Here is a 15,720-nt window from a genome sequence, read left to right on the forward strand (position 1 = left end):
GATCATGCCGCGACCATCGTCGCCTGGCGCTCCGGCACGGGGACGGCGCCGGCCTTTGCGGCCTTGGCCTTGTCGCGGAGGTAGCGGTGCATGTGTTCGGACGCGTCGCGGCCGTCGCGGATCGCCCAGACGACCAGCGAGGCCCCGCGGACGATGTCGCCGGCGGCGAACACGCCGTCCAGGCTGGTCATCATCGACTTGCCGTCGACGCGCAGCGTGCCCCAGCGGGTGACGCCGAGGTCGGGGCTGCCGAACAGGGTGGGCAGGTCCTCGGCATCGAAGCCCAGCGCCTTGATGACCAGATCGGCCTCCAGCACGAACTCGCTGCCGGGGTCGACCTCGGGCGCGCGGCGGCCGGTGGCGTCGGGGGCGCCCAGGCGCATGGCCGTCGCGCGGACGGCGGTCACCTTGCCCTCGCCCTCGAACGACGCGGGGGCGGAGAGCCAGACGAACTCGGCGCCTTCCTCCTCGGCATTGGCGACCTCGCGCTGCGAGCCTGGCATGTTGGCGCGGTCGCGGCGGTAGAGGCACTTCACCGAGGTGGCACCCTGGCGGATCGCGGTGCGGACACAGTCCATCGCGGTATCGCCGCCGCCGATCACGACGACCTTCTTGCCTTCGGCATTGAGCGCGCCGCCGTCGAAGGCGGGCACCGCGTCGCCGAAGCTCTTGCGGTTGGAGGCGGTCAGATAGTCGAGCGCGTCGACCACGCCGTCCGTCGCCACGCCCGGCGCCTTGATGGCGCGCGGCTTGTAGACGCCGGTCGCGACCAGCAGCGCGTCGTGGCGCTGGCGCAGCTCGTCCATGGTCGCGTCGCGGCCGACCTCGAAGCCTTCGTGGAAGACGATGCCGGCGTCCTTCAGCCGCTGCACGCGGCGGGTGACGACGTGCTTCTCCAGCTTGAAGCCCGGGATGCCATAGGTGAGCAGCCCGCCGGCGCGGTCGTGGCGGTCGTAGACATGGACCTCATAGCCCGCGGTGCGCAGCCAGTCGGCCGCGGAGAGGCCGGCCGGGCCCGCGCCGATGATGCCGACGGACTGGCCGCGCTCCGGGCCGACCGCGACCGGCTCGACCCAGCCCTCGTCCCAGGCCTTGTCGGTGATGAACTTCTCCACCGAGCCGATGGTGACGGCGCCGTGGCCGGAGAATTCGATGACGCAATTGCCCTCGCACAGCCGGTCCTGCGGGCAGATGCGGCCGCAGATCTCGGGCATCGCCGAGGTGGCATTGGAGAGCTCATAGGCTTCGCGCAGGCGCCCCTCGGCAGTCAGGCGCAGCCAGTCGGGGATGTGGTTGTGAAGCGGGCAGTGGACCGAGCAATAGGGCACGCCGCACTGCGAGCAGCGGCCGGCCTGCGCCTCTGCCGTGGGCGTCGCATAGCGGTCCGCGATCTCGCGGAAGTCCTCCGCGCGCAACTCCGGCTCCCGCTTGGCCGGATAGGCCTGTGGGCGCGCAACGAACTTGAGCATCTGGTCAGCAGCCATGACTTCCTCCGGCGTGTGCGAAAAGCACAGCCGAAGGCCCAAGTCACGCAATATTCTGTCGTTAGGTCAGCAATGCTGACCTTGTTCTTTGCAAAAGCGACCGGCGTTGCGAGGCACTTGCATCATCCGGGAAGATGATGTGGCCGTTTCGGACCTACAGCTGCGACAGCCAGACGATGGCGACGCCGCCGGCGACGATTCGATACCAGGCGAAGGGCGTGAAGCCGTGGCGGGTGACGATGCCGAGGAACCAGCGGATCACCAGCAGCGCGACGACGAACGAGACGACGAAGCCGATCGCGATTGCGAGCCAGCCGTCGCTGCCGATCGACTCCGCATTCTTGTAGAGATCATAGGCGGAGGCGGCGAGCATGGTGGGGACGGCGAGAAAGAAGCTGAACTCCGCCGCGGTCTTGCGATCGACTCCCAGCCCCAGCGCGCCCATGATGGTGGCGCCCGAGCGGCTGACGCCGGGGACCATCGCCAGGCACTGGATGATGCCGATGCCGAGCGCCACCTTCCAGCTCATCTGCTCGACGTTGGTCACCTTGGGCGCCCGGACCAGCCGTTCGATCACCAGGATGGCGATGCCGCCGACGACCAGCGCCACCGCGACCGTCATCGGGCTTTCCAGCATCGCCTTGACCATCTTGTAGACGATCAGGCCGATGACGGCGGAGGGCAGGAAGGCGAGCGCCACGTTGCGGGTAAAGGCGATCGCGCGCGGATCACGCCGGCCGAGCCCCACGAACACGTCCCAGAATCGCCGCCAGTAGAGGACGATCACCGACAGGATCGCGCCCAGCTGGATCACGATCTCGAAGGTGCCCGATGCCTCGTCCTTGAAGCCCAGCAGGGCCCCGGCGAGGATCAGGTGGCCGGTCGAGGAGACGGGCAGGAACTCGGTGACCCCCTCGACGATGCCGAGGAGGATGATGGTCAGGAGATCGGTCATGAGCGTCCCGTCAAAGGCCCTCAGGCCGTGTGCGCGTGGCGCGAGAAACGGCCGTAGCGGCGGAACTGGACCAGCCACTGCGGCGCCACCGCTTCGAACGGGGTCGGCGTAACGCCCAGTTCGGCGAGCCCTTCCGCGCCCGGCGACACCAGATTGTCGTGGCCGAGCATGCGCAGCTGGTCGCGGGTGATAGGCGTGCCCGGAAGCGCCGCGACCAGCCCGGCGGTGCCGGTGCCGAGCTCGACGGTGCGGATCTTGCGATCGAGCAGGGATGCGATTTGCCGGATCAGTTCCGCCATCGACAGCACGTCCGGGCCGCCGAGTTCGAAGGTGCGGCCGCCGAAGCGCTCCGGATCCTCGAGCGCCGCGACCGCGGCGGCGGCGACGTCGACGACATAGACCGGCTGGAAGCGCGTCCTGGGCGCGATGACCGGTACCACCGGCAGCTTCTCGATCATGCGGGCGAAGCGGTTGGCGAACTGGTCCTCCCGGCCGAAGATCAGCGACGGGCGCAGGATGGTGGCGTTGGGGAAGTGCTGGCGCACCGCCGCCTCGCCCTCGCCCTTGGAGCGGGCATAGGGGGTCTCGCCCCCGGCATCGGCACCGATCGCCGAGACATGGATCAGCGCCTCGACGCCGGCGGCGCGGGCGGCCTCCGCGACGGCGGCGGCGCCCTTGGCCTGGACGGCGTCCGCGTCGCCGCCGAGCGTGCCGGCGAGGTTCACCACCGCATCGGCGCCCATCATCGCGCGGGCGATCGTGTCGGGGCGGCGGACGTCGGCCGCGATGAACTGGGTCTGCCCCAGCGCGCTCTGGGTGCGCAGGAAATAGGCCTGGCGCGGATCGCGTTGCGCGATGCGCACTCGCGCGCCGCGGCGCAGCAGGGCCTGTGCGACATAGCGGCCGACGAACCCGCCGCCGCCGATCAGCGTGATCACCTTGTTCTTCATCGTGCTTGCCTTGGTCCGCCCAGGTTTTTTCGCAAGTCCAGCCCATGCCGCGCTCAGCCCCGAAGGGCAAGGGAGCGCGGACCGGCGCGAAAAAACGCAGTGCTCCGGAAAAAGTCGTACCGGGGCTGTTGACACCCCCGGCAGGGACCCGTAGAGGCGCCGGCCTACCCCGTGCCCAGATGGCGGAATTGGTAGACGCACCAGCTTCAGGTGCTGGCGATCGCAAGGTCGTGGAGGTTCGAGTCCTCTTCTGGGCACCACTCCCCCTCTAAGGGGTTGAGACCCTGAGACGCCGCGGGAAACCGCGGTTTGTCCGCCTTCCTCCGGTACCGAGACGGGGCAGCGACCTGGATGGGCGAGCGCGTTTTGCACGTCCCGGCGGGCCGTGCGACGGGGCGCCTGCTTCATCGTCGGGCCTTGCCTTCCGCCGGCAATCCGCGCCGGGAGTGCCGGGCGCCTGTCTGCCGGCCGATCGTCCCGCCCTCCGCCATGCGATCTTCACGGGGGAGAAGGAGAGGCAGGGGGCCTCGGCAGCATGTCGAAGGCATGTGCTTCCACCCAACGGTCCAGCGTGAGGACGATGGGGCTGAGCGAGCGGCCCCGTTCGGTGAGGGTGTATTCCACCCTTGGCGGGACTTCGCGGAAATCGTGCCGCGCGATCAGGCCCACGGCTTCCAGCCGCCGCAAGGTCTGGATCAGCATCTTCTCGGAGATACCGCCGATCTGCCGCCTGAGCGCACCGGTGCGCTTGGGCCCGTCGCTGAGCGCCTCGATCACCAGCAGCACCCATTTCTCGGCGAGGAGCGCCAGCGCGGCCCGGGCACGGCATTCCGACCGCATGACGTCGCCGGCGACGGAAGTGGGTTTCGGGAACTCGTCCATACTTACTGGGAGGTGCGTACTTGAGAGATGGTACGTAGGCAATCAACTGTGGCCAAACAGTCGAAACCATCGAGGTGAATCCGTGGCCACCCTTCACTACCGGCAACAGCAGGTCGGCGACGTCGAGGTGTTCTACAGGGAGGCGGGGCCGGGGGACGCGCCCGTTCTCCTGCTTCTCCATGGCTTTCCCACCGCCAGCCACATGTTCCGGGACCTGATCCCGCTGCTCGCGGATCGCTACCGCGTGATCGCGCCCGATCTTCCCGGCTTCGGGCAGACCAAGGCGCCTCCGCGCGAGCGCTTCCCCTATAGCTTCGATGCGCTGGCGGAGGTGATCGGCGGCTTCGTCGATGCGATCGGCCTAGAGCGGTATGCGCTGTACATCTTCGACTATGGGGCACCGACCGGCTTGCGCCTGGCGATGAAGCACCCCGAGCGCGTCACCGCGATCATCTCCCAAAACGGCAATGCCTATGTCGAGGGGTTCAGCGACCAGTGGGGCGCCTGGGAAGCCTATTGGCGGGACCCGAGCGAGGCGAACCGGGAGGCGTGCCGCGCTTCGCTCTCGCCGGACGCGATCCGCGACTGGCAGTATGGCACCGGATCGGACCGCGCCCTGTTGTCCCCCGATGGATATGAACTGGATATCGCCTACATGGCGCGCCCGGGAGCCGAGGAGATCCAGCTGGACCTGATCCTCGACTACCGCAGCAACCTGGCCTTGTACCCGGCATTCCAGGCCTATTTCCGCGCGCATCAGCCACCGCTTCTTGCGGCGTGGGGAAGGCATGATCCGGCATTCGTCCCGGCCGGCGCCTTCGCGTACACGCGCGACTTGCCGGAGGCCGAAGTCCATCTGCTCGATGCGGGTCATTTCGCGCTGGAGACCCACCACGAGAAGATCGCGGCGCTGGTGCGCGACTTCCTGGGTCGAACCCTCGCCAACCCGGGCAGCGATGCCCGAAGCGCGGGGGCGCGTCCTGCTACCGTTCCTGGCCAACGAACCGGAGTCCGCTGCATGCCCCAGCCCATGTCCACGAGCCCCTTTGCCGAGCCGCTGATCCGGATCGGCGAGACGGCGATCGCCCGGCAAGACGATGCGGCGCTCGACGCATATTTCGCCCCGAACTTCCTCTTCCATGGCCCCGGAGGCGATCTCACCTACCCCGAGCTGAAGGCCTATTTCGCCTCGCTGCGGGCTGCCTTGTCCGGGATGACGGTGGAGCGCGCGGCCATCATCGGCGAGGGTAGCTACCTTGCTGCCCGCACCATCTTCTCCGGTACGTTCGATGCCGTGTTCACGGCAGCACCGGGCGGCCCCTTGCAGCCGAACGGCAGGCAGATCCGCTGGGAGGTCATGAACCACTTTCGATACGACGAGGACGGGCGCCTCGCCGAGGAATGGGTTCAATATGACGTGCGGGCGCTGAACGAGCAGCTGCGGGTGCCTGCGCGCAACCAGGCTGACCCGCAGGGCGAATGAACCTGCCCAGCGCCTTCCGGGAGCGGCTGCCGCGGAACGATGGATGATCCGCGCGGGGGCCGCAGGCGCACGAGCGGATCGGCACGCCTGCGGCAGGCCGCGATGCCCCTCGGCCGATGGCGGGAGCGACGCGCGGGATCGACACCGGGCGACATGCCGCTCGGGGCGGTGATGCGCCGGGGCGGCCGGCGGCTCAGTTCTTGAGCCGCCAGCCGCTCTTGAAGATCCAGGCGACGACGGCGAGGCAGGCGACCAGGAACCCCAGCGTCACGGCCAGGCTGACCGCGATGTCCACGTCGCCCTTGCCGAAGAAGCTCCAGCGGAAGCCGCTCACCAGGTACACGACCGGGTTGAACAGGCTGATCGTCCGCCACGGCTGCGGCAGCATATCGATGGAATAGAAGCTGCCACCCAGGAAGGTGAGCGGCGTGATCAGCAGCATGGGCACGAAGTTCAGCTGCTCGAAGCTCTTGGCCCAGATGCCCAGGATGAAGCCGAACAGGCTGAACGCGACCGAGGTGAGCAGCAGGAAGGCGATCATCGCCGCCGGGTGCATCACGGTGAGCGGCACGAAGAAGGCCGAGGTCGCAAGGATGATGGCGCCGATCACGACCGACTTGGTCGCGGCCGCGCCGACATAGCCCAGCACCATCTCCATCGCCGAGATGGGGGCGGACAGGAGCTCGAAGATCGTGCCCGTGAACTTGGGGAAATAGATGCCGATCGACGCATTCCCCACGCTTTGCGTCAGCAGCGAGAGCATGATGAGGCCGGGCACGATGAAGCTGCCATAGCCGACCCCCTCCACGCTCTGCATCCGGCTGCCGATCGCGCCGCCGAAGACAATGAAGTAGAGGCTGGTGGTCAGCACCGGGCCGACGAGGCTCTGCCACAGGGTGCGCAGCGACCGGGCCATTTCGAAGCGATAGATCGCCCAGATTCCGTGCAGGTTCATGCCCGTTCCCCCACCAGATCGACGAAGATGTCCTCAAGGCTCGACTTGGAGGTCTCCAGGTCCTTGAACGCGATGTGCCGGTCCGCGAGCGCGCGCAGCAGCGACGGGATGCCGGTGTCCTCGCGGGTCGAATCGAACACGTAGCGCAGCGTGGTGCCGTCGTTCACCAGGCTGAGCTGCCAGGCTTCGAGGCCGGCGGGCACCGCATCGAGCGGCTCGACCAGCGTCAGGTCGAACTCGCGCTTGCCCAGCTTCTGCATCAGCGCGGTCTTGTCGTCGACCAGCAGCAGCCTGCCCTTGTTGATGACGCCGACGCGGTCGGCCATTTCCTCGGCTTCCTCGATGTAATGGGTCGTCAGGATGATCGTCGTGCCGCGTTCGCGCAGGCGGTGGACCAGCTTCCACATGTCGCGGCGAAGCGCCACGTCGACGCCGGCGGTGGGCTCGTCGAGGAACAGCACCTCCGGCTCATGGGCGAGCGCCTTGGCGATCAGCACGCGGCGCTTCATGCCGCCCGACAGCTCCATGATCCGGGCGTCGCGCTTGTCCCACAGGGACAGGTCGCGCAGCACCTGCTCGATATAGGCGCTGTGGCCGGAGCGCCCGAACAGCCGCCGCGAGAAGGTGACAGTGGCGAGCACGGTTTCGAACATGTCGACCGACAGCTCCTGGGGCACGAGGCCGATCAGGCGGCGCGCGGCCTTGTAGTCGGCGAGCGCGTCGTGGCCGCCGACCCGGATCGTGCCGCTGGACGGGGTCACGATGCCGCAGATGATGCTGATCAGCGTGGTCTTGCCGGCGCCGTTGGGGCCGAGAAGGGCGAAGATCTCGCCCTTGTTGATGGTGAGGTCGACGCTGTGGAGGGCGGTGAAGCCGCCCTTGTAGGTCTTGGACACGCCGGCGACGGCGAGGATCGGTTCTGGCATGGGTCCCCCTTTGCCGCGCGTAGATAGGAGGGGGCAGGGGTGCATTAAAGCCGTTTCCTGGCGCCCTGGGGACCAAGGCCCGGGTGGGGCGGATCGCGGGCGGAGCCGGCGGCAGGAACCTTCGCGGAAGCGTGCGGTTTCAGTCGGACCAGCTGGAGGACAAAGCCGTGGCGCAAAAGACCCTGGACACCCTGTTCTACGACACGCTCAAGGACATCTACTACGCCGAGCGCAAGATCCTGCGATCGCTGCCCAAAATGGCCCGCGCCGCGCAGTCGGAGGCGCTGAAGGCCGCGTTCGAGAAGCACAAGGAGCAGACCGAGGGACAGATCGAGCGCCTGCAGCAGGTGTTCGAGATCATCGGCAAGGCGCCGCGCGGCAAGACCTGCGAGGCGATCGACGGCATCGTCGCCGAGGGCGAGGAGATCATGGAGGAGTATAAGGATACTCCGGCGCTGGACGCGGGGCTGCTGGCGGCGGCCCAGGCCGTCGAGCATTACGAGATCACCCGCTATGGCACACTCAAGCGCTGGGCCGGCGTGCTCGGCCTCGACGAGGCGGTGACGCTGCTCGACGAGACGCTGCAGGAAGAGTCGCAGACCGACGAGGACCTGACCGCGATCGCCGACGCCGAGATCAACCAGGAGGCGCTGCAGGGCGACTGACCTGGGTTGTTGCACGGCGCGGAAGCGCGGGCGTAGCGCCCGCCGCATTGCGTGCCGCGGAACGGGCGGCGCGATGCGGAGACACGAGTGACCACGATCCTGATCAATGGCGAGGCCCGCGAGGTCGACGTGCCGCCCGACATGCCGCTGCTGTGGGTGCTGCGCGACGTGGTCGGCCTGACGGGGACCAAGTTCGGCTGCGGCATCGCCCAGTGCGGCGCCTGCACCGTGCATGTCGACGGCAAGCCGGCGCGCAGCTGCGTGCTGCCGGTCTCCGCCGTCGGCAACCGCGCCGTCACCACCGTCGAGGCGGTGGGCGAGACCGAGATCGGCCGCAGGGTGCAGGAGGCGTGGCTGGGCGTCGAGGTCGTCCAGTGCGGTTATTGCCAATCCGGCCAGATCATGTCGGCAGCGGCCCTGCTGGGGCGCAACCCGGCGCCGGACGATGCCGCGATCGACGCGGCCATGTCGGGCAACATCTGTCGCTGCGCCACTTATCCCCGCATCCGCGCCGCCATCAAGCGCGCGGCGGGCCTGCCGGCGGAGACGGTCTGATGCACGGCCCCATCGGCCGGCCCGCCTATGGCGTGCTGGAGCCCGAGGACCTGAGCGTCGCCTCGCGCCGCCGGTTCCTGAAGGCGGGCACGTTCATGTTCGGGTTCGCCGTGCTGGCGCGCGCGGGAAAGGCGGCGGCGCAGAGCCAGGGCGAGGAGCCGTCGCTGCGCGCGATCACGCCGGGCGGGCCGGAAAGCGGCGCCGCCTTCGACGGCTTTGCGCCGGGCGGCTTCATCCGCATCCCGTCCCAGGGCAAGATCACCTTCATCATCCCGTCGACCGAGATGGGGCAGGGCATCTACACCGGCGAGGCGATGCTGCTGGCCGAGGAGCTGGAAGTCACGCTCGATCAGGTCGAGGTGGTGCCCGCGCCGCCCAACGAGCTGCTTTACAGCCAGCCGATCCTGAAGAGCCAGGCGACGGGCGGATCGACCTCCACCCGCGGTGCCTGGGGTCCGCTGCGCCAGGCGGGTGCTGCCGCGCGCACCATGTTGATCGCGGCCGCCGCCCAGCGCTGGAACGTCGCGACCGACACCTGCTTTGCCGACCAGGGCCGGGTCTATTGCCGCGCCAACGGCCAGTCGCTGCCCTATGGCGCGCTGGTGCAGGCGGTGCGCGCCCAGCCGGTGCCCAGGAACGTGCCGCTCAAGCAGCCGGGCCAGTTCAAGCTGATCGGGCGATCGCTGCAGCGGGTGGACACGCCGTCCAAGGTCAACGGCACCGCGGTGTTCGGCATCGACGTCAAGGTGCCGGACATGAAGGTGGCGGTGATGGAGATCTGCCCCGCGCAGGGCGGGCGGCTCCGGTCGATGGAGGATCGCGGCGCGCGCACCGTGCCGGGCGTCGTCGACGTGCTGCGCATCGACAATGCGGTGGCGGTGGTCGCCGACCATTTCTGGGCGGCCAAGAAGGGGCTGGAGCAGCTGGAGCTGCGCTGGGACTTCGCGGGCCACGAAAAGGTGTCGAGCGAGCGGATCCTCGCCGACCTGAAGCACGCGTCCGAGAACGGCAAGCCGATCCTGGGCCGTGTGCTGGGCGATGCCGACAAGGCGATGGACGACGCCGACAGCCGGGTGGAGGCGGTGTACGAGCTGCCGTTCCTGGCGCACGCCACCATGGAGCCGATGAACACCACGGTGCATGTCCGCCCCGACGGCTGCGACATCTGGGTCGGCACCCAGGCGCCGACCGCGGTGCAGGGTGCTGCCGCCAAGGTGCTGGGCATCCCGCCCGAGCGGGTGATGGTGCACAATCACCTGATCGGCGGCGGCTTCGGCCGGCGGCTGGTGGCCGAAAGCGTCACCCAGGCGGTGCAGTTCGCGCGCCAGGTGCCCTATCCGCTCAAGGTGGTGCAGACGCGCGAGCAGGACATCCGCCACGACCTGTTCCGCCCGGCCTATTACGACCGCATCGCCGCGGGGCTGGGCCCCGACGGGCTGGTGAAGGTGATGACCGACCGGATCACCGGCGGATCGGTGCTGGGCAGCTACCTTCCGACCGGACTTCCCGACGGGACGCTCGACAGCGACGCGGTCGAGGGCGCGGATCGGACGCCCTATTCGATCCCCAACGTGCGGGTGGACTGGATCCGGCGCGACCCGCCGATCAAGGTCAACTGGTGGCGCGGCGTGGGCCCGGCGCACAACGTCCATGTGGTCGAAAGCTTCATCGACGAATGCGCGCATTCGGTCGGTCGCGATCCCGTCGAGTACCGGCTGGCGATGCTGAAGGACAATCCGCGCTCCTACCGGGTGCTGGAGATGGCGGCGCGCCGGTCCGGCTGGGGCAAGCCGCTGCCGCCGCGCACCGGGCGCGGCGTGTCGCTGCACGACAGCTTCGGCAGCCATCTGGCGCTGGTGTGCGAGGCGCATGTGACCCCGGCGGGCGAGGTGCGGCTGCGCCGGCTGGTGGCGGTGATCGACTGCGGCCAGACGGTGAACCCCAACAGCGTCCAGGCGCAGATCGAGGGCGGCGTGCTGTTTGGCATTTCGGCGGCGCTCTACAATGCGATCACCATCCAGGAAGGCCAGGTCGAGCAGAGCAACTTCAACGACTATCGCCAGTTGCGCATCAACGAGACGCCGCCGATCGAGGTGCACATCGTCCAGAGCACCGACGATCCCGGCGGCGTGGGCGAGGCGGGCACCGTGTCGGCGGCGCCCGCGCTCGCCAATGCGATCTTCGCGGCGACCGGCGTGCGGCTGCGGCGCCTGCCGATCGACCGCGCGGCGCTGATGGAAAAGGGCGCTGGCAAGCGCGTGATCGCGCCGCCGGCGGTGGCGCTGGGGCTGGGCGCGGCAGCACTCGCCTGGGGTAGCGACACGGGAGGCGCGGCATGAAGGGCTCCCGGCTCAGGCGCTTCGGCCTGATCGCGCTGGTCGTCGCGGGCCTGCTGCTGGTGGCGGCGATCGCGTTCTTTGCCTGGCCCGCCAAGCTGGAGGCGGTGGCGCCGAGCCCCGCTCAGCCAACCGGCCGGGCGCTGGTGGAGAAGGGGCGCTATCTCGCCACCGCCGCCGACTGCGTCGCCTGCCACTCGACGCCCAATGGCGAGCCCTATGCGGGTGGCCTGGCGTTCAAGCTGCCGTTCGGGACGATCTACTCGTCGAACATCACGCCCGATCGGAAGAACGGCATCGGCGCGTGGAGCGATGCCGAGTTCGTGCGCGCGGTAAGGCACGGCGTGCGCAGCGACGGGCAGCAACTGTATCCGGCGTTTCCCTACACCGCCTATACCCACATGAGCACCGACGACGTGCTCGCCATCCGCGCGTACCTCAACACGCTGCGGCCGGTGAACCAGGCGGTGGCGGTCAACCAGCTCTCCTTCCCGTTCAACCAGCGCTATCTGATGCGCGCGTGGAAGCTGCTGTTCATGCCCAGGCAGCCACTCCAGCCGGACCCGAACCAGTCGGCCGAATGGAACCGCGGCGCCTATCTGGTGGAGGGGGCTGGCCACTGTGCCGAGTGCCACACGCCGCGCAACCTGCTGTTCGGGCTGAAGAGCGGGCAGAAGTTCGCGGGCGCGACGACGCAGGGGTGGAAGGCCTACAACCTCACCAGCGATCCCGAGACGGGGATCGGCGACTGGTCGGTGGACGAGATCACGCGGTATCTGGCGACCGGGCACACGCCGGGCCGCGGGGCTGCGGCCGGATCGATGGGAGAGGCGGTGAGCCTGAGTCTCAGCCGGCTGACGCCGCAGGACCTGCGGGCGATGGCGGTGTATCTGAAGACCATCCCGCCCAAGCCCGGAACGCCGGGGTCCAAAGTCAACCCGAACCCGCCGCTGATGGCCGCCTCCACCCCGTTCGCGCCAGCGCGGGCGGAAGTGGGGTCGGATGCGGTCGGCCTGCGGATCTTTGAGGGCGCTTGCGCCAGCTGCCACGGCTGGGACGGTTCGGGGACGCACAGCCCCTATGGCGAACTGCGCGGGGCGCAGACGGTGAACGATCCGGAGGCGACGAACCTGGTCCAGGTGATCCTGCACGGTTCGGAGATCCGCACCCCGCAGGGCGGCGCCTCGATGCCGTCGTTCGGCCGCGCCTATAACGATGCCGAGATCGCGGCAGTGGCGAACTATGTGCTGCGCCACTTCGGCGGCAAGGCCGCGACCGTGACGCCCGAGCGCGTGGCCAAGGCACGGCGCGAAGGAGAGTAACGACGCCGGCGCACGGAGTCGGAGGGGGCGCCTGCGCTGGGCGCAGGCGGGGCGCGCAAGCGGAGAGAGGAACCTCGGCCTTCGCCGGAAGCCGTGCTTCTGTACGGATCGGCGGCGCTAGGCCATAGATCGAGGGATCGGCGTGCGGATGGGGGAAGACGGTGCAGCGCTTGCTTCGACGATCGGATCGGGAATCGGCGGATGACGTCCGCAATGAACGGCCGGCCGAGGTGTCGCCCGATCTGGCCTATGAGCTGCAATCCAAATTGCTGGATCAGCTCGCGACCGTGAGCGTGGCCGGAGCAGGGCTGGCGATCACGCTGATCGGAAGCCTGCTCCAAGGGGCGCCGGGGTCGGTGTGGATCTCCGTGATCTTCTTCGGCCTGGCGGCATTGACCGCGGTCGGAGGGAATGTCCGGCTGATCGACGGGATCTTCAACCGCAAGGCCGTTTTGCGCCGCAGCAGGCTGGACGTTCAGCTCGCGATGGCGATGATCGGCGCCGCTGCCGGGTTTCTCAGCATGGAAATATACTCGCAGTCGGACCGGTCCTCGCAACATCCTCCGGCCGTGCAGGAAGGCAAGGCGCCGGTGGCGTCTCGACAGGTCGCGGATCCGCGGCTCTAGCCCGTTTTCCAGCGCCGGCTGAACGGTCGCGCATGAAGAAAGGGCCAGCGCGTCCGGGAGGAAGCGCTGGCCCGAGGGGTTCGGCGGGGGCCGAAGAGGTTAGCTGCCCGGCAGGCTGCGCAGCTGGTCGATGTGGCGCTGGACGATCGGCACTGCCGTGCCGGCGACCTGGCGCAGCTGCGGGGTGTCGCCGTCCGTCGCGTAGTTCTGGTGCAGGGCGAGCGCCATGCGATGGGCGACGCGCTGTTGCTGGAGGTACATGCGCTCGAACGCGGCGTCGTTAAGCGGCTGGAGCTTGTCCACCATTGCCCGGTGCGGCGGGAGAAGGGTGGGCGGGGGCGGGGTCAGCCCCGCGGCCTGCGCGGCCTGGGTTACCTGCTGCGTTGTCATCGTGTGATGATCGATCATCATCTGCGCGAACTGCTTGACCGCGGGGCTCGGTGCGCGCTGGATCGCGAGGCGAGAGGACTCGATCTCGTACAGATCGCTCGAACCCGCCATCGCCACATAGGGCAGCGCCGCCGTCGGCGTCGCATCGGCGGGCATCTGGGCGGCGGTATCGGTGCCCATCGGGGTGCAGCCAGCGGCCAGCGTGAGCAGGCCTGCGCAAATCAGCCAGCGCTTCATGAGTTCTTCCTCCCTGTTGTTCCAAGGCAAACAGGAGGCAGCCGGCGGGGTTCCCCGACACTTGCACAGGTTAGGAAGTTTCTGTGGCCTTGCCGCTTTTCACGAACGGCTTCGAAGAAAGCGCCTTCCCATCGTGTCGCGAAAGCGGCGACCCTGCGGCGGAGGCGATCAGGCGATCCGATCGGGATCGTCCTCCGGCGCCTCGGGCGGCAGGTTGCGCGCGTCCGTCTCGGGCGTACCCGCCTTCGACGCGTGCGGAGCGCGCTGGCCGGTGCCGCGAGCCTCGGCGAAGCTGGTGCCGGAGTTTTCCTCGACCACGATGGTGCCGTCCTCGGTCGCCACGGTGCGGCGCTGTTCCGGATGCTCGGCCGAGGGATCGCCGCCGCGCTCTCCCCGAAAGCCCGAGACGCCTTGCGCCTGCTGGTCCGAATTGCCCTCGCGATCCAGGGGGATGCCGGTTCTCTTGTCGGTCACGGATGTGCGCTCCACTTCGATCGTCCGGCAGACCAACCACGCGGCGGCGGCGCTGTTCCCCCGCAGCCGGACGAAATGCGTTCAGCCGCGCCAGTCGCGCACGGCACGGTCGTAGCGATCGCGTTCCTGGTCCCGTGCTCGTTCGAGCCGTGCCTGCTCGGCGGCCTGACGCTTTTCCAGGGTGCGGCGTTCGCGCGCGAGCTCGGCTTCGCGCCGGGCAAGGGCGTCCTGCTCCTCGGCGTGGCGCGCCTCAGCGTCGGCGAGTGCCTGTTCCGCCTCGCGCAGCGGCGTGCGATCCGGCTTCGGCTTCGGCGTGGCTTTGCGGGCGCGGGCGGGCTTCTGCGCCTCCGGCGCCGCTCGCGCCCGGCGGGGCGGGTCCTTGGGCAGGGCGGCGATCTGCTCCGCGGTGGTGCCGCGCAGGCGGCGGATCACGGTGCCGGGGTTCGCCAGCGGCTCGCGGGTGAGCTCGGGATCCTCAACCCGCTCGGCGACGCCGCGCGCGAACAGGTCGTGGTCGCTGCCCCAGGCCTCCAGCGCCGCCTTCTGGCTGGGCGCGGCGACATAGGCGTCGTGGAAGCCGATCGGCGTGCGGAACACCTTCAGCCGGGCGCTGCGGGCCATGGGCGCGCCGCGGTCAGTCGGCGGAGCCCGGCTCGGAGAGGCCGCGGTGGGCCTGCGCGGCCGCCCGGTCCGGCAGCGCGTCGGCGATCGCGCCCAGCACCTTGTTCTTGAGCGTCGGCAGCACCTTGTCCTTGCCCGCCATCAGCGCATCGAACCCCGCCTTGGCGACGACGGCAGGATCGTCCTTGTTCGCCTGACCGGCGCGGGTGTCGTCCATGTCGGCGCGGTGGAAGAAGTTGGTTTCCGTCATGCTCGGCATCAGCACGGTGACGGTGATGCCGGTATCCTTCAGCTCGTTGCGCAGCGCCTCGCCGAACCAGCGCAGGAACACCTTGGTGCCGCCGTACACCGCCTCGAACGGATCTGGCATGGTCGCGGAGATCGACGAGGTGAAGAGCAGCTTGCCGCTGTCGCGCGCGACCATGTCCTTGAGCACGAGCTTGGTGAGCTGCACCGCGCCGCGGACGTTGAGGTCGATCATCTGGAGCTCGGTCCGGAGGTCGGTCTCCACGAACGGGCCGCCGAGACCAATGCCGGCGTTGACGCACAGCACGTCGACCGGACGGCCGGTGGCGACGATGGCACGGTGGAGGGCGTCGACCGCCTGTTCCTGGCCGAGATCGCCGGCGTGGATGTCGACGCGGGCGCCGGTCCTTGCGAGCTCGGCCGCGGCGGCGCGCAGATGGGCCTCGTCTTCGGCGGCGATCAGCAGGTCGTAGCCGTTCTCGCCGAATTGGCGGGCGAGCTCCAGGCCGATGCCGTTGGAGCCGCCGGTCACGACGGCGAAGGGGCGGGGGGCGGTGTCTGTCATCGGTCGGCGTCCTTGATGCGGGGGCGCATCCAGGAACGGGCGAGGGGG

General features: G+C 69.1%; 16 protein-coding genes and 1 tRNA gene. 7 read left to right on the top strand and 10 right to left on the bottom strand.

What is annotated here, in order from left to right; translation table 11 throughout:
- Positions 1-2: 2 nt before the first annotated feature.
- The 3 genes from EO081_RS08550 to EO081_RS08560 form a co-directional block, all read right to left on the bottom strand.
- A complete protein-coding gene (locus tag EO081_RS08550; RefSeq protein WP_129341557.1) occupies positions 3-1,484 on the bottom strand; it encodes an NAD(P)-dependent oxidoreductase in 1,482 nt (493 codons plus the stop codon).
- A gap of 154 nt (positions 1,485-1,638) precedes the next feature.
- Complete coding sequence (locus EO081_RS08555) at positions 1,639-2,439, bottom strand: undecaprenyl-diphosphate phosphatase (protein ID WP_129341558.1); 801 nt, start codon at positions 2,437-2,439, stop codon at positions 1,639-1,641.
- Between the two features lie 20 nt (positions 2,440-2,459).
- A complete protein-coding gene (locus EO081_RS08560) occupies positions 2,460-3,389 on the bottom strand; it encodes a complex I NDUFA9 subunit family protein (RefSeq protein ID WP_129341559.1) in 930 nt (309 codons plus the stop codon).
- Between the two features lie 173 nt (positions 3,390-3,562).
- Here EO081_RS08560 and EO081_RS08565 point away from each other — a divergent pair.
- Positions 3,563-3,649 (top strand) — tRNA-Leu (locus tag EO081_RS08565).
- Between the two features lie 238 nt (positions 3,650-3,887).
- Here EO081_RS08565 and EO081_RS08570 read toward each other — a convergent pair.
- Complete coding sequence (locus EO081_RS08570) at positions 3,888-4,271, bottom strand: winged helix-turn-helix transcriptional regulator (RefSeq protein ID WP_129341560.1); 384 nt, start codon at positions 4,269-4,271, stop codon at positions 3,888-3,890.
- An 82-nt stretch (positions 4,272-4,353) separates the two neighbouring features.
- Here EO081_RS08570 and EO081_RS08575 point away from each other — a divergent pair, with 82 nt between their 5' ends.
- Positions 4,354-5,754 (top strand): alpha/beta fold hydrolase, encoded by a 1,401-nt coding sequence (locus EO081_RS08575; RefSeq protein ID WP_240697614.1) that lies wholly within the window; start codon positions 4,354-4,356, stop codon positions 5,752-5,754.
- A gap of 193 nt (positions 5,755-5,947) precedes the next feature.
- Here EO081_RS08575 and EO081_RS08580 read toward each other — a convergent pair whose 3' ends face one another.
- The gene (locus tag EO081_RS08580; protein ID WP_129341562.1) at positions 5,948-6,709 is read right to left on the bottom strand and encodes an ABC transporter permease; all 762 of its coding nucleotides are present in this window, start codon (positions 6,707-6,709) and stop codon (positions 5,948-5,950) included.
- On the bottom strand, positions 6,706-7,635 hold the full coding sequence (locus EO081_RS08585) for an ABC transporter ATP-binding protein (protein WP_129341563.1): 930 nt from the start codon (positions 7,633-7,635) through the stop codon (positions 6,706-6,708). The genes EO081_RS08580 and EO081_RS08585 overlap by 4 nt, the downstream gene beginning before the upstream one ends.
- A gap of 167 nt (positions 7,636-7,802) precedes the next feature.
- Here EO081_RS08585 and EO081_RS08590 point away from each other — a divergent pair, with 167 nt between their 5' ends.
- The 5 genes from EO081_RS08590 (at position 7,803) to EO081_RS08610 (ending at position 13,139) form a co-directional block, all read left to right on the top strand.
- On the top strand, positions 7,803-8,300 hold the full coding sequence (locus EO081_RS08590) for a YciE/YciF ferroxidase family protein (protein ID WP_129341564.1): 498 nt from the start codon (positions 7,803-7,805) through the stop codon (positions 8,298-8,300).
- An 87-nt stretch (positions 8,301-8,387) separates the two neighbouring features.
- Entirely contained in the window at positions 8,388-8,855 is a 468-nt protein-coding gene (locus tag EO081_RS08595; protein WP_129341565.1) for a (2Fe-2S)-binding protein, read from the top strand.
- Positions 8,855-11,194 (top strand): xanthine dehydrogenase family protein molybdopterin-binding subunit, encoded by a 2,340-nt coding sequence (locus tag EO081_RS08600; RefSeq protein WP_129341566.1) that lies wholly within the window; start codon positions 8,855-8,857, stop codon positions 11,192-11,194. The genes EO081_RS08595 and EO081_RS08600 overlap by 1 nt, the downstream gene beginning before the upstream one ends.
- The gene (locus tag EO081_RS08605) at positions 11,191-12,513 is read left to right on the top strand and encodes a c-type cytochrome (protein WP_129341567.1); all 1,323 of its coding nucleotides are present in this window, start codon (positions 11,191-11,193) and stop codon (positions 12,511-12,513) included. The genes EO081_RS08600 and EO081_RS08605 overlap by 4 nt, the downstream gene beginning before the upstream one ends.
- A 161-nt stretch (positions 12,514-12,674) precedes the next feature.
- Positions 12,675-13,139, top strand: a complete 465-nt coding sequence (locus EO081_RS08610) for a hypothetical protein (protein ID WP_129341568.1) — start codon at positions 12,675-12,677, stop codon at positions 13,137-13,139.
- 99 nt (positions 13,140-13,238) lie between these two features.
- Here EO081_RS08610 and EO081_RS08615 read toward each other — a convergent pair whose 3' ends face one another.
- The 4 genes from EO081_RS08615 to EO081_RS08630 form a co-directional block, all read right to left on the bottom strand.
- Positions 13,239-13,766 carry a DUF4142 domain-containing protein gene (locus tag EO081_RS08615; protein WP_129341569.1) on the bottom strand — a complete coding sequence of 176 codons (528 nt, stop codon included), beginning with the start codon at positions 13,764-13,766 and terminating at the stop codon, positions 13,239-13,241.
- A gap of 168 nt (positions 13,767-13,934) precedes the next feature.
- On the bottom strand, positions 13,935-14,240 hold the full coding sequence (locus EO081_RS08620; RefSeq protein ID WP_129341570.1) for a hypothetical protein: 306 nt from the start codon (positions 14,238-14,240) through the stop codon (positions 13,935-13,937).
- Positions 14,241-14,321: 81 nt separating this feature from the next.
- Positions 14,322-14,861, bottom strand: a complete 540-nt coding sequence (locus EO081_RS08625) for a hypothetical protein (protein WP_129341571.1) — start codon at positions 14,859-14,861, stop codon at positions 14,322-14,324.
- Between the two features lie 13 nt (positions 14,862-14,874).
- The gene (locus EO081_RS08630; RefSeq protein ID WP_129341572.1) at positions 14,875-15,672 is read right to left on the bottom strand and encodes an SDR family NAD(P)-dependent oxidoreductase; all 798 of its coding nucleotides are present in this window, start codon (positions 15,670-15,672) and stop codon (positions 14,875-14,877) included.
- Positions 15,673-15,720: the final 48 nt, after the last annotated feature.

This window comes from Sphingomonas desiccabilis, assembly GCF_004135605.1.
GTDB lineage: Bacteria > Pseudomonadota > Alphaproteobacteria > Sphingomonadales > Sphingomonadaceae > Sphingomonas > Sphingomonas desiccabilis.